The organism is Spirosoma radiotolerans, assembly GCF_000974425.1.
GTDB lineage: Bacteria > Bacteroidota > Bacteroidia > Cytophagales > Spirosomataceae > Spirosoma > Spirosoma radiotolerans.
Genome location: NZ_CP010429.1, coordinates 2,660,285 through 2,675,735 on the forward strand (window position 1 = coordinate 2,660,285; position 15,451 = coordinate 2,675,735).

Consider the following 15,451-nt stretch of genomic DNA (forward strand, 5'->3'; position numbering starts at 1 on the left):
CAATAGACCGGGCTGCCGCAGCAGCAAACATGAAAAAAGGGTACTCAATCGTTTTCTATTACAAAATTAAACCCAATTTGCGAAAGTTCATTCGTTGCCGACTGGAAGAGAGAAATCCGTTCTGGTCGTCGTTTCCTTTCGTTCGTTTTATGCACATTGCCATCACAGGAAATATTGGGGCCGGTAAAACAACCCTGGCCGAGCAGTTAGCGGAGCATTATGGTTGGGAAGTTTTATACGAAGCGGTTGAAGGAAATCCGTATCTGGCTGATTTTTATCGTGATATGCCGCGCTGGGCCTTCAACCTACAGGTCTACTTTCTGAACAGTCGATTTGCGCAGGTCAAACGCATTATCGACATCCAACAGGCGAACCAAACCGGCCAGAAACAGCCACATACTGTCGTTCAGGATCGGACGATCTACGAAGATGCCGCTATTTTTGCCCGGAATTTGTATCAAAGCGGGGATATGCTGGAGCGTGATTTTACGACCTACCATGCGTTGTTTGCCAACATGGCTAGTCTCGTTCGGCCTCCCGATCTGATGATCTACCTTCGGGCCAGTCTGCCGAAGCTCCGTCAGCAAATTCAGAAGCGGGGCCGGTCGTTTGAACAATCCATCAGTGACGATTACCTGATCAACCTGAATCGGTTATACGAAGAATTCGTGGCTTCCTATCAATTAGGACCGTTGCTGATTATCGAAGTGGATGCTATTGACTTTGCCAAAAATCCAGCTGACTTTACCCAGGTTCTGCACCAGATCGAAGCCCAGTTAAGCAGAGAAGTGTAGGCGTTGTTCGGGATGAACGATCCGTTTGATCTAGTACTTACTCAAAAGGTTTTAAGCAACCTTGTCCGTCAGGTTTAAGAACCTGACGTCACTAAATCAGCCAAACTGCTCTGTGAACATACATAATCTGCTCGGTTATTAAAAAACAGGTCGCTCCCATTGGAATAAAGCGACCTGTGGTGTGGAGAGCGGAAAGAAGTATATACGATTGGTAGAGTAATTTAGATTGCTTTCGGCTGCTCTCCTCACCGAATACATTTTCTTTTCGGCCGCCTAAAGGCACTATCTTTGCGCTATAAAGCATCTCCTAGAATGCCCGTGTAATGGATACAAAGCCTCCTTTTTATCGACGTCCTGTTGTGCTGGCTATTTTTACGGCCGTTCTGGTTATTGGGGCGTTTGCACTGGCCAAATTTCACCTTATTTCTTCCGTGACGCAGGGCGTCGTGACGGCCATAGCCGTCGGCATTCAGATCGCACTTTATCGGCAGAAAAAGGAATAAAACAAAGTGGGTGCTTTTGCATGCAACCTGTTGACTAGGTTGGCGTTACATCGACACGTTACTCTATGATTGTGTTGATGTCTTAAGTTCAGCTATCATCAGCTGACTTAACCCATTGATGAATTGAGCCCGTCTACGGAGACCGTAGTATGGGCTTTTTTCGTTTAGGATTTCTGTTGTATGAGCCCATAGGGCAGTGTCATGGAGCTACCCAAAAATATTTTCCACTCCGTTATACAGTTCCAGCGCGTCGAGAACATGAATTTGTTGGCGCTTGGCAATCCAAAGCACCGTGTCCACAATGAGGTAAGCATCCTCATGCTGACGAACCATCTCCCATACCGCATATGCATCGGTATACTCATGGCCCGTGTCACTGGCAATGCTGGAAAGTAAGCCAATATTGGCCCGGCGTGAATTCATAGCATGAGTGAAAAAGCACAAAAAGCCGTTTTTAATCCATAGTTCTTTGGCAACCAAAATTCGTTGAGCAAAAGAAGTTAAAAAGTAAAAGCACTATATACGTCAAGTTACTTATCTGGTAAGGCCGACAGTTGCTTTACATGCTTAAAAACCAGGCTCAGCCGCCGTCGGCCAACAGGGAGCCACAGGCCTGCCAAATGCACTTCTCCGGCAGCGGCACTTAATCGGCGGCTTCCATCGAGAAAATTTGGATTGATGGCATATGTCCGATGGATGCGAATGAAATCCGGGTAATGTTCCAGACAGTTAGAAAGTGTTCGGGAAAGAAGCAACTTTTTGCCATCCAGTAGATGGCAATAGGTATAGTTGCCTTCGCCAGATAAATAGGTAACGGAGTCAGGAATGGGGTAGAGCACTCGTTTCATATAGTGGACAGTAAAGTAAGTAACCTATTGACTTTCGAAAATACCGAATAGTCACAAGATGATATGCCCACTAAATAATTAATGTTAGTATGAATCAAATTTTTTAGTTATCGGTAAGTCGCTAATAGTCATGGATGAATTCAATAAATACCGGTTAAATTCTGAAACCAGATCTGTATTGGGCAAGATGTCAAGAATACTGGTTAATTACAGGGGAGAGGTAAAAACAATTACTTATTTTTACCCATATGTCCATGTCAACGTTTCGATATCAGCTGCCCAAAAAAGCGATCAAAACTGACTGCCCCGATTGTGGCCCAAAACATCGTCGGACATTGAGCCGCTATGTCGATACGTTCACGAATGAATTATTGCCCGAACAATACGGGCGTTGTGACCGGGAAAGTAACTGTGGCTATCACCTCAATCCATATAAGAAAGGTCCCTCGGGGTTATCGTATCACGACGAAGTAAAAGCCCGCACCAATCCAGGGCCAATTCCCAGAACCTGGTTTACCATAGCGGCCAAACAAAAATACAAGGGAGCCTCGAAACAGGAAATCATTACGGGCCTTTTACAGACTGAAAATGCTACGCTCGAACAAGCCGAATGGGTAGCGGCTTTCCTGTTCAATAAACCAGGTGTTGAGCCTGTCAGGACTTCGACTGGCTCCTTAGGTGAAGTTTTTGCCATTCCTGACGAAGTGCTTAAACAGTCGCTCGGGCACTATGAACGCAATCAGTTTGCCTGGTTACTACGTCGTCATTTTGGACGTAGCGTTGCCGATGAACTGTTAGAACGGTTTGCCATTGGTACCTCAGGCCGTTGGCCGGGTGCGTGTATATTTTGGTACATTGATGAGTACCAGCGCGTACGGGGTGGCCAAATTAAATTGTTCGATGAAACGTTTCATACCGTCACGTATGTGGTCAAGGATGGGGAAAAACGGAGTCGGACAACGTGGGTTCACTCGTCGTTCGCCCAGCGTTGTACGGAGCAGAATATACCGTATCCTGCCTGGCTTACGGCCTATCTGGACGAGCGCAATGACGTACAGAAGTCACCGTGTTTGTTTGGGCTTCCCCAGTTACTGACCGTTCCGGCCGATAAGCCGGTGGCAATTGTTGAAGCCCCCAAAACGGCGGTTGTGGCTACCCCTTATTTTCCGGGGTTTGTCTGGTTGGCCGTAGGGGCCTTATCATACCTGAACGCGGAACGGCTGGCTCCGGTCCGGGATCGGAAAATAGAGTTGTTTCCCGATCTCTCGAAAGATGGCAGCGCCTTTGACCGCTGGAACCGGGTTGCCGGGGAGTTACTGGCGCAGGGATTCAACATAACCGTATCGACCTATCTGGAGGACAATGCCACCGAACCCGAACGGGCGGCCGGAGCCGACTTAGCTGATTTCCTGCTTGAACAATGGAATCAGTACCCGCCGGAGTAGGGAATAGGAGGGCACGGTTTACACCGATAGCCAGTCGTGGTCTTAAAAAGATCCGTATTGTGGAATTGATTTCTAAAGCGGGCTGTAGTAGAGAAAGAGAATTTATTAATCATTTACATAACCGTTGGTCTCTCACCGCCTATTTTGCCTTACCAAAAGACCCAGAAACATGAGAGGAATCAAGTTAGATTTATATCTAAGCAAAGGGTATTTTAGAATGCATCAGGAAGTCTTCACCTGTTACGCCGTGCTCTTTGAGGAGACCGTTTGCCCTGTGCACTGGTTGCGTATTGTGTTGGCAGATGTTCGCTATGGAAAGGAACAACTCAGGCTCTTTCGCATCAACGAAAATTTCTCAGTAACCATTAAACCGTTGTTGATTACGGATGAGATGGAAGCCCTCTATGCCACCTATAAAGGGGGAATAAATTTTGATGCGCCCGAATCGGTCGAGGCTTGCCTGCTGGATGGGGCGGCCTATAATGTGTTCGACACGTATGCTGTTGAAATTCGGGATGAAAAGACGCTGATTGCGGTTGGTATTTTTGACAATGGGGCGCAAAGTATTGCCGGTATTATGAATTTTTACCACCCCACTTATCGCCGGCACAGCCTGGGAAAATACCTTATGTTGTTGAAAATCAACCATGCCCGGCATCAACAAAAAACCTATTACTATCCTGGTTATCTAGCCAGCAAGTACACGAAGTTCAATTATAAACTATTCGCCTGCGAAGCAGCTACTGAAGTGTTCGATGCTCACCGGGATCAGTGGTATCCGTTTGCCTGGGAAACAGTTAACGTTCTGGCTGCCGAAATCCTGAGCGAGGAATAACGATCAATCATCCGCTTTTCGGGCTATCTCATGAGCGGAAAAAGAATAAAACGTAGTTCGCTGGTCTGTTCTTAAATTCACCTGAAAACGATAACCTATCAATCCTGAATACGGGGTAGGGCAGGCGGTTTGTCAATACTGCCTGCCCGGTTTACAGGATTTCTACATACCCTTCTGTTCCATTCACGCGAATCCGTTGCCCATCTTTGATCCGTTTGGTCGCATTCTCCACGCCGACAACGGCTGGCAAGCCGTATTCCCGGGCGATAACGGCGCCGTGGGTCATTAGGCCGCCAACTTCGGTGATCAGGCCTTTTATGGATACAAATACGGGTGTCCAGCTCGGGTCTGTAAAAACGGTAACTAAGATATCACCCTCTTCCAGAACCGCCATGGAAATGGCGGCATCTTCCAGGTTTACAATAACTCGTGCTCGGCCCTCAATTACGCCGGAAGAAACAGCCAGACCTGCCATGGCTCCTGCCGGGAGATTTGCCAGTTTATACTTACCCGTAAAGATCTCACCGTCAGAGGTGATTACGCGTGGTGGCATCAGTTTTTCATAGCGTTTGAACTCCTCTTTTCGTTGGCCGATAAGCTGGTAATCCAGTTGATGGGTGCGCACCAGTTCGCGGAATTCGTCAAATGTGAGGTAGTAGCTGTCCTCTGCTGACTGAAGAATGCCCGCTTGTACGAGCTGTTCGGCTTCTTTCAGCAATGCCTGCTTATACACGAAGTAATGACTAACGATGCTGTATTTCGGGTATTCACGGTAACCGCTGAGGTTCCGAACCAGGCTATTCATTCGTTTTGTATCTTGGACTTTTTGGGCACCATCCGGTAGCTGGGCCAACCGAGCTACCAATTCCTGTTCTTTTTTTTGCGCTTCCTGTTGCCCTTGCTCAAACTTTCGCTTGCTGGCGCCAGGCTCAACGTTTTTGATATGACTGAGAATGATAGGGATAAGAGTAGCTGGCTTTTCGCTCCAGCGAGATCTCGTAATGTCGATTTCTCCGGTACAGCGCATCCCGTATTTGTCCAGATAAGCATCGAAAGCGTCTTTGGTTTCCTGTCCGCCATCAAATTGAAGCAGCTCATCCAAAAAGTTATCCTCTTTTGCCTTTTGCAAATAGTCAATTACGTCTGGATAAGGGCGAATTACATCGGCAACATCCAATAACGCCAGCCCCATCTCCGAGGTGATATTGTTCGATACAGATTGAGAAAGCGTATCGGCTACGTTCTTTTCGCCTAACCACAACTCTATTTTTTCATTGATCCAGGATGCCGCATTCATGGCCGTCATGATTACACCCATGTTTTGTGGATCAGAAATGCTCTTTTTTAATTGCTGGATATCGTCCAGAATAAAATCAAACAGAGCTGATCCTGACTTCGACTGGATGTTTTGCTTTAAGGCGTCTATCGATGTCTGACTACGCCTGACCAAATCAGAAACAATGGCTGGATCATAGTCGTTTAATGCTTGGTAATTCGGAAGGGGTACCGGTTTGTTGCTTGTATCAGAGCCTGATTCTTTTTTCTCATCCGGTAACGACTTGATAAAATCTCCCCGCTCCAGGATGGTTGTCAATGCATCTTTTACAAGCGGATCGAATTTTCCCAGCGTGGCGATTATCGTATGCCTGCTGCCGGGTGAAGCCAGCATCTGTGTAACATCAGCAAACAACCTCCCGCCAGCTATACGCATGTGTGCAGGCGTCGTTAACAACCAAAAAGACAATCCCAGCGGCTTCATGGCGTCGGTCATCATTTGCTGATGCCCGACAGATATATAAATGTGTAAGCCTGCTTCGGCATTACTCTGATCATTCGCTACAGGACCACCTGCCTGACGGGCGGGAATCGGATATAGCGTAGTGATGGGCCGACTTTGGACGATATAGAACCCTTGCCCGTCTGGCAGGCGGGCATCGTCGACCAAACACCATTCAATGTCTTGCGGGCTACCGAAATGTGTCTCGATCTTTCTGCCAATATGTTCAAGCTGTAAAATCCGGGCATCCGCCAGCGCTGGCCTGTTCTGCCGGTCAGGCTCAATCTCCTGTTGGTTAGTACCGCCCTCGTTTACTGCATAAATGCCCAACTTTTTGGCTGATATTTTTCTGGCGACGATCCTACCGTTTACTACTTTAAAGTTATCGACATTCACCAGGCCAGAGACCAGAGCTTCTCCTAATCCGAAGCTGGCATCAATAGATACCACGTTTCGATTAGACGTGACCGGATCGGCCGTAAACATAATGCCTGCTGCATCCGGAAAAACCATTTTCTGAACGACCACGGATAGGTAGACTTTACGGTGGTCGAATTGGTCTGCTGATGCGGCTGTTTGAAGGCGGTAAATAACGGCCCGCTCGGTAAAGAGCGATGCCCAGCACTTACTGATATGGGTTAAAATGGCCTCCGTTCCAATGATGTTCAGATAGGTATCCTGCTGGCCTGCAAAGGAGGCTGTTGGTAAATCCTCTGCCGTGGCACTGGATCGAACGGCATAGGCATTGTTTTCCCCAAGTCTGGAAAGTTGTTGAATGATGGCTGATTGAATGTCTTCAGGAATGGTTATTCCTTCGATAACCCTACGGATTTCTCCGCTTAGTTCATTGATTTTACTTCGGTTTTCTACCTTCAGCTGCGATAACTGATCCAGTAATTCGTTAACCGACGGTGTTTCCGCAATGATCCGTTTAAAGGCTTCTGTAGTAAGGCAAAAGCCATCCGGTACGTGGATGCCGTCAATTCTGGTCAGTTCTCCCAGATTAGCGCCTTTACCCCCAACAAGTTGACGTTTTGTTTTGTCAACATCCTTCAAATCAACTATGTACAAACTCATATTTTTTACGTTTACGATTATTTGTCGTTGAGTTTATTGGTTGTTTCACTCATTAATTCAATCGCTTTTAAAAAATAGGCTTCAATGATTTTAACTTCCTCGTTTGAAAATGAAGCAATGAGTTCGTCTGACTTATTCCGGAATTCTTTGTAAAGCGGTGCTAATAGCGCCATTATGGCTGACGTGTCGGGTTCGATGATAACCTTCCGTCTGTCGTCTTCCGCCAATCGTCTTTTTACCAATTTTTTCTTTTCAAATCGATCGATCAAACCAGTAACGGCACCGGTCGTTAGACCGCTTAAAGTTGCCAGTTCGCCGGCTGTCATTGCTCCTTTCTGGATAAAAAACCCTAAGTATTTATGGTCAGTCCCGGAAAACCCTGCTTTTCGAGCAACGGCTTCATGCATCTGAATGGAGGTATAGGCATACTGCTGGCTCAGTTTTCTTACTACGTCGTTTTTCATTTAGCTTGTTTGCTAAGTATCTTAGTTGCAAAGATAATGGTGGTGTCGTGACGTATTCAACTATTTTGAAAAAATAGTGAGGAATTATTGGAGGGATCGATTGAAGGGGCTGGAGATGCCGGAGCCAGCCAGAATAATTGACCGTCTGATAACTGGATTTTGGCTGGCGAGTAATTTATAGGGTTATATTACTTAAATTGACGATATGAAAAAAGTAACTGGAATAGGCGGGATTTTCTTTAAGTGTGACGACCCGCAAAAAATGAAAGACTGGTACGCTCAAAATCTGGGATTACCCATGGATGAGTATGGTACCACATTCAAATGGCGCGATGCCGATGACCCAAGCAAAGAAGGGGCAACCGTTTGGGGCGCTTTTGACAAGAATACCAGCTACTTTGAGCCCTCAAAAAAGGACTTCATGATCAACTACCGTGTTGAGCAGCTTGAGGAACTGGTGAAGCAGCTAAAGAGCGATGGCGTAACCGTACTGGATGAAATAGCTGTTTATGATTACGGGAAGTTTGTTCATATTCTTGATCCTGAGGGCAATAGTATTGAGTTGTGGGAGAGTACCGAATAACCTCAACGACCACGCGAGGCCAGCCAGCAAAGTCATAGACCTGGACATGATTTAATGCGTATCTGGACGAAGACAAGCGGCTATAACCAGGAGAATGGTTAGGAACGATGCTCCCGTGCGGACCGAATGAAACTGACTCCAGAGAACTTCAAACGCCCTCCGATGGTTGGCAGCGTCTGAAACGGAAGCGGATTGGACATCAAACGCATCGAGGGTCTTACTTAAACAGAAGAGAGCCAGTATTTATAACTTTGGCGCGGCTGGCTTGCTGGGTTTGTCCCAGGCGTTGGCCCCCTTAACGTTCAGTTTACGTCGATACACTTTATCGTCACACGTTGCGTAGAGCATATCGAAGTTGGCTCCCCCAAAACAAAGGGTGGTTACCTTCCCATTAGGAGTCGGCAGAATTCCATTGACCCGACCGGCCTGATCACACACCTGAATTCCCATATGGGTAGCCACATAGAGCCGCCCATCTCGATCGGTGCTGAGACCTTCGGCGCCTGCATCATCAGCCGTATCCGGGGAGTGAAGCCAGTAGTATTGTTGTTTGTTAGCCAGGGTGCCATCCGACTTGATCGAGTAACTGTAGATCCAGTGAGAACGCTTATCCGATACATAAAGCAGGGTTTGATCGGGCGAAAGAGCGATCCCGTTCGCTGAAAAAAGAGCGGTATCGACCACGAGTTTTTTGCCCGTGGGCCGAATCAGCCATACTGCGGAATTACCCTGGCCATTGGGGGGTGTACTGGTAAAGTACGTATTTCCATTGTTGGCCACCACTATATCATGGGCCGCCAAGCCTTCGGCAATGGGGGTCGCTTTCCCCAAAGCGGTGTAGGCCATAAGGTTGCTGGTTGATTTATTCGTGGCATACAGTCGCCCATCAGGACTAAACGCCTGTCGATAAATCAGGCTGGCATTTCCGGTAAACAGACTTAGTTGACCATCCAGGCCTACCTTCCATATTTTCCCGGCTGGACCATCCGTAAAAAATACCTCTCCTTTGTCATTTACACTGGAGCCTTCGGACAATTTAAAGTGTTCGCCAACCAGTTGCCAGCCTTCATTGGGTAGCAAGATTTCAGTGAGCGTCTGGTTCTTTGACGTTCCGGCCTTGATTAACTCGGGCCAGCCTTTCCACAAATAGCGCATCGCATCGGGGAAAATCGCCGTACCCTGCTTGCCGTTATGACCACCTTCTCCCCAGATGTGTTGCAGATCATAGCCCGCAAAGGTAAGTGCTCGTTCCATGGTTTGATTGGCCATCCACCAGTCGCCCGCATAGATATTGAGGTCGTTGGTGCCATCCTGCAGAAAGATGCGTAGCGGTTTGGGTTCAATCTTACGGATCAGGGTCGGATATTGATCGGCCCCACGTAATCCGACGTACGTACCAATCGTACTGAAGACCCGGCTAAACGCATCCGGCCGCTCCCAGGCCGCCGTGAACGCACAAACGGCTCCGCTGCTAGACCCGCCGATTGCCCGATCGTTACCTTTGTGAGAAAGATGAATCGCTCGGCCGTCCGTTGTTTTTTTGGTCTCCACGTCTGGGAGAAGTTCATTTAATAAAAAGCGGACATACTTGTCGCCTACTCCATCATACTCAAAACTGCGATTGAATCGGTCAAGACCAGCGTCAGGATTAGCCGTTTTAACACGTCCATGCATGACGAAAATGCCAATTGTAACGGGCATTTCTTTTTGGTGAATCAGATTGTCGAAAACGGCGGGCGCCTGCCACTGAATTCCATCCTGATTGACATACACACAAGCGGGTTGATCCGGCTGGTATTGGGCGGGTACGTACACCCAGTACTCCCGCCAGGTACCTGGAAAGAGGGTGGAGGAATTAAACGTAAATTTGAGTACCTCCCCTTTGGGAACGCCTGGCTTGCTCTGTGAATCGGGATGAGCCGGGTAAGTATCAGGCGTCTGGGCTACTAACGCAACAGAAGGAAAACAGAACAGACAAAGCAGACAAAGGAGCTTCATGATCGTGAGGGTAGGCTTTTCAGGGATTCGTTCACGTATAAACGACCAAACCAGGTGCATCTACTATGAAAAACGGTATTCCCCTTTCCTTCAGGTTAGACTGAAGCATAGAATGTCTCTTTTGCCAACGGCTTAGAAAACCCAACGCATTATAGACAATTACACGAACCGCCGTTCCATAAACCATCTTAATTTGCTTGACTGAGCGTTGCGGGCCGAGGACTTTCGTATTTGATAACGTTCTTAGGCTCAACTACGTCCTGTAGGAATAAACGAAAAGACCGCACCTAATAAATATGAAAAATTCCAGCTAACAAGTAATCAGTGGATATAGTGAACCACTATTCGGTGGTGGTCAGGGAATTCATTCGCATTTAGGATAACTTTATCTTCATCTGTTGCCATACCTAGTGTAGGGTATGCAGGCTAAAACAAACACTTTATCCTCTTCACTCAAAAGCGCGTTACGGCCGGGCTTTCATTAATGATTCCTACTGCCATTTATTCAAATTTAGGACTACATAAAAGCATAAGCCAGCACAAGTAAAAGGACCAAGGCAACCCCTAAAACCACAAACAGAGTCCTTTTTTTGAATCGGTCTACCTTTATGTCCAGCAGTTTAAGAAATCGATAGGCCGCTTTTACTCCTTTTCTTTTGTAGACACCAATAGCTTCTACCGGCACGTTTTGCCTGGCGTGATCGATTCGCCCCGACTCGTAGTCTGCATAAAACTTTTCCTTTCTCTCTCCAAACGAGAGGGCATTGAGCTGGCTTTGATCTTCTTGCTGCTGGAGTAGCCGTTCTTCGGCATTCCACTTACTGCCACAGACTAGGCATTGCCGGTCCCGGTTATCGCTGTCAAATAGATCTGACAATACCTCATCCTCCTGTTCTGAGGTGAGATGTATATCTTCTATGGGCATAGGTGGCCTACTACTAATCTCGACAACCTGATCCGCTCCACACGCTGGGCAACCCCCTAATTCACTCATCAGGATACATTCGATAGATAAAGCCTTTGACCAGGCATAGGCTTTATCTAACAATGAGTCAGGGCCTATTGTTAAGTGTGAAGCGATGCGATCAACCCCTACCAACTTTACAAATGGAAAACGAACAGATTAAAACGAAAATCCTGGCTGATTACACAACTTTGTTAGGTCTCAAGCACGATAGTCCCGGATTAGTTAAGGACAAGCTCAAGCTGATCGGAGAGCACATTGATCAGCTTGGTCGCTCCACTTTCGAAGAAAAGGATGTATTGACTAACGCATCCAGGCTGATCAACTCAGCCCTGACAACGGAGTACGTGGCATTTGCCGAAGCCCTGACCGAAGAAGATAAAGAAGAAGTACTAGCTCAGATTAAGCATAAAGCGGCCGAGGTTTGCCAACTCTTGCAGATTCATGCCTAGTTAACCACTATTTTCTGGCCAACTAGAATAACAAGTAACTCGGTAGATTTGAGTAGATATGGACTGCTGCAGTCGCTCTTACTTGCATAAGCAATGATCAGGCTAGGGCATTAATTCGATACTGGTCTTGCCCCGTTCTTTCAATTGATCCAATGCACCAAAGTTACCTTGTGAAAATTCTATCAAACTGGCTTAAGCATACTTGTTAATTAAAGTCCAGGCTTATGCGTAAGGCGCCGGGTCGTTCGCCCCTTCGATCACCTGCCAGACTTTCTCTCGAAAGCCTCAAAGGCAGCCACAACATCATCAGAGGGCGTAAGCCGCGAGAAGGCCTCGCTGGCCAGCATGAGTGACACGATAGGAGATTCAAAAGGGCTTCTTTGCATACAAGGCATACACTTCCACAATGAAAAGACTTAGCGGCCGGATGAGGTAGTAGAAGCCTTGTAACTAGCCTTGCCGGTTTTCATCTTGCGGCTACTACCGGTTTTACTTTTCGAGCTACCTTGCTTCATTGGCTCCGCGTTTTGTGTTTTGCTGCCAGTTGATCCACTGGATATAGTTGGTCCGGTAGAGCCGTTTTGGGCGGGTGTTGATCCCGCCGTAGCGTTACCGGTGTTGCTACTGCCTGATGCGGTCGATTGAGCTTGTAAACGAAAGCTGATCAGGCTTAGCAGTAAAGCGCTGCTTAAGATTATCTTTTTCATTGCGTTAAGTAGTTTGCACTCTTTAAGTAGTCAAACCAGAATGTTGGTCGGTTTGATTATTCATCGAGGCACTAATTAAATGAATGAGAGCAGAAAATGCGTGTAGGAAGTGTAGAATATGCAGGCGAAAACAAATCTTTTTATTTTTTCTGCAATCCCCTGCTATTCCTGGTCGCTCCTACGTCTAAGAAGCACCCCTACAACATGCTATCTAACCCATATCCATACCTAAGTCCGGCCAAGGTAGCCGGACTTAGGTATGTCGAGCTTGCAGCTTTTTGTTTTTCTCCTCAGGTCTCTAATACGACTCATAGCCGAAGGTTTCATAATAATGATCAGCATTGCCAACCCAGTCTCTTCTTATTAAAAGACCGTTGCTGTCGTACTGATGACTATAACTAAACGAGGTACCGGCTATCTCAATCACGTTGTTGCGACTAAAAGTGTCATAGGTATAAAAGGGAACACCTAAACCATAAAACGGATTTGGCCGATTGTCGTAGTGAAACGTTGCAGACGAGGTGGTAGGCACTGCGCCAGGTTGGTAAGTACTGGTCTGTTGTTGAACAATATTGCCCTCAACGTACGTGTTAGAAACGACATTCGTCGTACTAAAGCTTACGGTGGTGATTTGGTCAGGAAATTTAGTGGAGGAGTAAGACAGCGTACTTATGGCAACAGGCGTATCCGTTAACGGATTGGGAGGGGTACTATACTGTTTGATGACACTAACATTATTCTGGTTGTCATACTCATACCTCTCATAGACACCCACTCTGGGCGTTTCTACACTTACCACCCGATTTTGAACATCGTAGTCTAGGGTAGTTGTAATAGGATTGCCATAGTCGTTATATACGTAACTTATCAACCGGTTATTGGCATCATACTTAAACGTAGTTGCCAGGTACCCACCACCTACTCTCGCATAAGTGGATAAGCGATAATTTTTCCCGGCAGCGACGATGCGGTGGTCCTGTAAACAGGAGGCTAACAGAAAGCTGAGCCCTGCAAAGACTAGCCCATGACGGATTAACTGAGCTCTGCTACTGTAGGCAAATAGTAGCCCTATCCATTGTCCGGTTTTTTGTCTACGAGTTGAAGTGGGGTCAGGCTGGTTATGGATTGAATTGACTTGGAGTGATTGTGCCATGCTCTTAATTGGTTTAGTGATTCAGCTATATCGGTAGCTGAGTCTGTATCGTTTGAGCTGACAAAAGGTAAGTCATCAAAATCAAAAATGAATATAGCCCTATTTAGAAACAAGGAAGCCCTAATTACACAAATCCGGGCTTAGCCAAACTATGAAGCTGGCTTGATTACTTCTTTTCCAACAGCTGCTTAACCATCTGCTTCAATTCGTCAATCCGGCCCTGCTGGCTGGCCTTCTCTAACTGGATGCTGTATAGGATTAACTCCTCTACTTTCTCTCAAAAGCTGCAGCTACATCATCCGTAGGCTCAAGCCGAGAAAAGGCTTCATTGACCAGCATGAGCGATACAATAAGTGATTCGAAGGGACTTCTTGGCATACATAGCAAGTAGCTTGTATTTATAAGTTAGCAATATTTATCCCGAATCAGCTAAGAGATAACGCCAACAATCAATATTCTGCTACCGACTGTCAAAAAGATGAAATCTAATTACAACTCTTCAATAAATTGTATAAGCATTTAAATTTATAGCCATGTCTTGGGCAGAAAGAATTTCTAAATCTACGAATGCGAGCTCATCTAGTGCAAAGGTGAGCAAGGCACCACCGGTCACGCAAGAACCCACAGTGGTAATGATGCGTGTTAGAAATAAAGCAACCGGCATTATTTCTAATGTACCTAAAGGTATTGTTCCTTGGGGAAGTGAAGTTGTTCCTAATGACACCCCTCCCATTATAGTACCAGTAGTCGCTTCAATGCCTGCTGTTGTTGGAGCCGTTAAAAAGGCAGAAGTAAAGAAGCCGGATGTAGCCAGAGAACAAGTCGTGGCAAGAGAGCCGGAGCCGGTTGTGACGAGGGAATATGTGCAGGGTATTGACTATCCATATGGATTTGATAGCTATCAAGAATTTCTGGATAGAACTAGAATTATCGCCGAGCAGGCCAGAGACGGTGTAGTTATCATATCAGGAAGTTCAGTAACCGGTCGCAGTTACAAGACTGGTAGAGATTTTCATACAGATGGACATATCACCGAAAACAGTGATATTGACGCGGGTATAGTTGATAATGACTTGTATTGCAACGAACGTCAAGTAGACGAAAGAGGATTTCCTGTTAGAAGGACACGCTTGGGTGATGCCGAACTTTTATCTGGAAGCGGTATGCGGGACAAAAACATACAGATGGGAATAAAGGTATGGGCTGGCTTTCCAGAAGATCGAGAATATATAGTGAGACCACACACGCCCCCACGCGAGAGAAGGAAACCAGTCGTCATTGAAGCTGAAAGGAAAACTATCCAAAAAGAATTATCTGACAGACGAAATGACGATGCTTGGAAAAGATCAAAAGAAAAAAAATAGATATTTCACGGGGTGTCCTTTATAAAACTATAAATTGTAGGCAAGGTTAGCCATCGCTTAAAAAGCATTTCACTATGTTTAATTTGTAATATATATAACAAAAGTATAGTATAGTGGCTTGTGCATATTTTTGATGCTATGATTGACCACCTTGACGAAGGGCGATGGTGAAGGTAACAGCCTCTACTAAATACCTGATTCCTTTCTTTTCTTCACTCGTTCAGGGCGGCTTTCCTTCACCAGCCGAAAGCTATCTGGATAAGGTCTGTAATCTTAATGATTTGTGCATCACCAGCCCGAGGCCTGGGTCAGACCATTCGGGAATCTATAAACAGTGGCTGCGCTTACCGGTGGGAGTCGGCATCGGGCCAACTAAAACGCTGGCCAAGGTAGCTAACCGTCTGGCCAAAAATAAACCGGAATTAAATGGAGTGTGTATACTGGATACACCCGAAGCGATTGACGAGGCTCTTTGAGGCTTTCCCAT

Annotated in this window: 16 protein-coding genes; 8 read left to right on the top strand and 8 right to left on the bottom strand. The window is 46.4% G+C overall.

The annotated features are described in order from the left end of the window. The first annotated feature begins 149 nt into the window (after positions 1-149). Together SD10_RS10785 and SD10_RS10790 are read left to right on the top strand one after the other, a co-directional pair. Positions 150-794, top strand: a complete 645-nt coding sequence (locus SD10_RS10785) for a deoxynucleoside kinase (RefSeq protein ID WP_046579353.1) — start codon at positions 150-152, stop codon at positions 792-794. A gap of 323 nt (positions 795-1,117) precedes the next feature. Then, a complete protein-coding gene (locus tag SD10_RS10790) occupies positions 1,118-1,297 on the top strand; it encodes a hypothetical protein (RefSeq protein ID WP_046573806.1) in 180 nt (59 codons plus the stop codon). A 207-nt stretch (positions 1,298-1,504) separates the two neighbouring features. On the opposite strand, the gene SD10_RS10795 is transcribed toward SD10_RS10790, so the two are convergent. Together SD10_RS10795 and SD10_RS10800 are read right to left on the bottom strand one after the other, a co-directional pair. Continuing rightward, on the bottom strand, positions 1,505-1,720 hold the full coding sequence (locus SD10_RS10795) for a hypothetical protein (protein WP_046573807.1): 216 nt from the start codon (positions 1,718-1,720) through the stop codon (positions 1,505-1,507). Positions 1,721-1,827: 107 nt separating this feature from the next. Further along, the gene (locus SD10_RS10800) at positions 1,828-2,145 is read right to left on the bottom strand and encodes a LytTR family DNA-binding domain-containing protein (RefSeq protein ID WP_046573808.1); all 318 of its coding nucleotides are present in this window, start codon (positions 2,143-2,145) and stop codon (positions 1,828-1,830) included. Positions 2,146-2,399: 254 nt separating this feature from the next. Between SD10_RS10800 and SD10_RS10805 the strand changes: the two genes are divergently transcribed. Together SD10_RS10805 and SD10_RS10810 are read left to right on the top strand one after the other, a co-directional pair. Next, positions 2,400-3,590 carry a DUF6371 domain-containing protein gene (locus SD10_RS10805; protein WP_227699199.1) on the top strand — a complete coding sequence of 397 codons (1,191 nt, stop codon included), beginning with the start codon at positions 2,400-2,402 and terminating at the stop codon, positions 3,588-3,590. 169 nt (positions 3,591-3,759) lie between these two features. Beyond that, the gene (locus SD10_RS10810; RefSeq protein WP_046573810.1) at positions 3,760-4,425 is read left to right on the top strand and encodes a GNAT family protein; all 666 of its coding nucleotides are present in this window, start codon (positions 3,760-3,762) and stop codon (positions 4,423-4,425) included. Between the two features lie 151 nt (positions 4,426-4,576). Here SD10_RS10810 and ppsA read toward each other — a convergent pair whose 3' ends face one another. Next, positions 4,577-7,279 (bottom strand): phosphoenolpyruvate synthase, encoded by a 2,703-nt coding sequence (ppsA, locus tag SD10_RS10815; protein ID WP_046573811.1) that lies wholly within the window; start codon positions 7,277-7,279, stop codon positions 4,577-4,579. 17 nt (positions 7,280-7,296) lie between these two features. Continuing rightward, positions 7,297-7,743: a MarR family winged helix-turn-helix transcriptional regulator gene (locus SD10_RS10820; RefSeq protein ID WP_046573812.1), complete on the bottom strand. Its 447-nt coding sequence runs from the start codon at positions 7,741-7,743 to the stop codon at positions 7,297-7,299. A 205-nt stretch (positions 7,744-7,948) separates the two neighbouring features. Here SD10_RS10820 and SD10_RS10825 point away from each other — a divergent pair, with 205 nt between their 5' ends. Then, positions 7,949-8,326, top strand: a complete 378-nt coding sequence (locus tag SD10_RS10825) for a VOC family protein (RefSeq protein ID WP_046573813.1) — start codon at positions 7,949-7,951, stop codon at positions 8,324-8,326. A 243-nt stretch (positions 8,327-8,569) separates the two neighbouring features. Here SD10_RS10825 and SD10_RS10830 read toward each other — a convergent pair whose 3' ends face one another. Beyond that, a complete protein-coding gene (locus tag SD10_RS10830) occupies positions 8,570-10,324 on the bottom strand; it encodes an SMP-30/gluconolactonase/LRE family protein (RefSeq protein WP_046579354.1) in 1,755 nt (584 codons plus the stop codon). A gap of 517 nt (positions 10,325-10,841) precedes the next feature. After that, positions 10,842-11,249: a hypothetical protein gene (locus SD10_RS10835; protein WP_148562424.1), complete on the bottom strand. Its 408-nt coding sequence runs from the start codon at positions 11,247-11,249 to the stop codon at positions 10,842-10,844. Between the two features lie 182 nt (positions 11,250-11,431). On the opposite strand from SD10_RS10835, the gene SD10_RS10840 reads away from it, so the two are divergent. Beyond that, the gene (locus SD10_RS10840) at positions 11,432-11,740 is read left to right on the top strand and encodes a hypothetical protein (RefSeq protein ID WP_148562425.1); all 309 of its coding nucleotides are present in this window, start codon (positions 11,432-11,434) and stop codon (positions 11,738-11,740) included. A gap of 416 nt (positions 11,741-12,156) precedes the next feature. Here the strand turns inward: SD10_RS10840 and SD10_RS10845 are convergent, their stop codons facing one another. Then, positions 12,157-12,447, bottom strand: a complete 291-nt coding sequence (locus SD10_RS10845) for a hypothetical protein (protein ID WP_046573816.1) — start codon at positions 12,445-12,447, stop codon at positions 12,157-12,159. Between the two features lie 298 nt (positions 12,448-12,745). Further along, on the bottom strand, positions 12,746-13,600 hold the full coding sequence (locus tag SD10_RS10850) for a hypothetical protein (RefSeq protein WP_148562426.1): 855 nt from the start codon (positions 13,598-13,600) through the stop codon (positions 12,746-12,748). 533 nt (positions 13,601-14,133) lie between these two features. Between SD10_RS10850 and SD10_RS10855 the strand changes: the two genes are divergently transcribed. Together SD10_RS10855 and SD10_RS30030 are read left to right on the top strand one after the other, a co-directional pair. After that, positions 14,134-14,964 carry a hypothetical protein gene (locus SD10_RS10855; protein ID WP_148562427.1) on the top strand — a complete coding sequence of 277 codons (831 nt, stop codon included), beginning with the start codon at positions 14,134-14,136 and terminating at the stop codon, positions 14,962-14,964. Positions 14,965-15,128: 164 nt separating this feature from the next. Next, positions 15,129-15,440 carry a S24/S26 family peptidase gene (locus SD10_RS30030; RefSeq protein WP_052731153.1) on the top strand — a complete coding sequence of 104 codons (312 nt, stop codon included), beginning with the start codon at positions 15,129-15,131 and terminating at the stop codon, positions 15,438-15,440. The last annotated feature ends 11 nt before the right edge of the window (positions 15,441-15,451 follow it).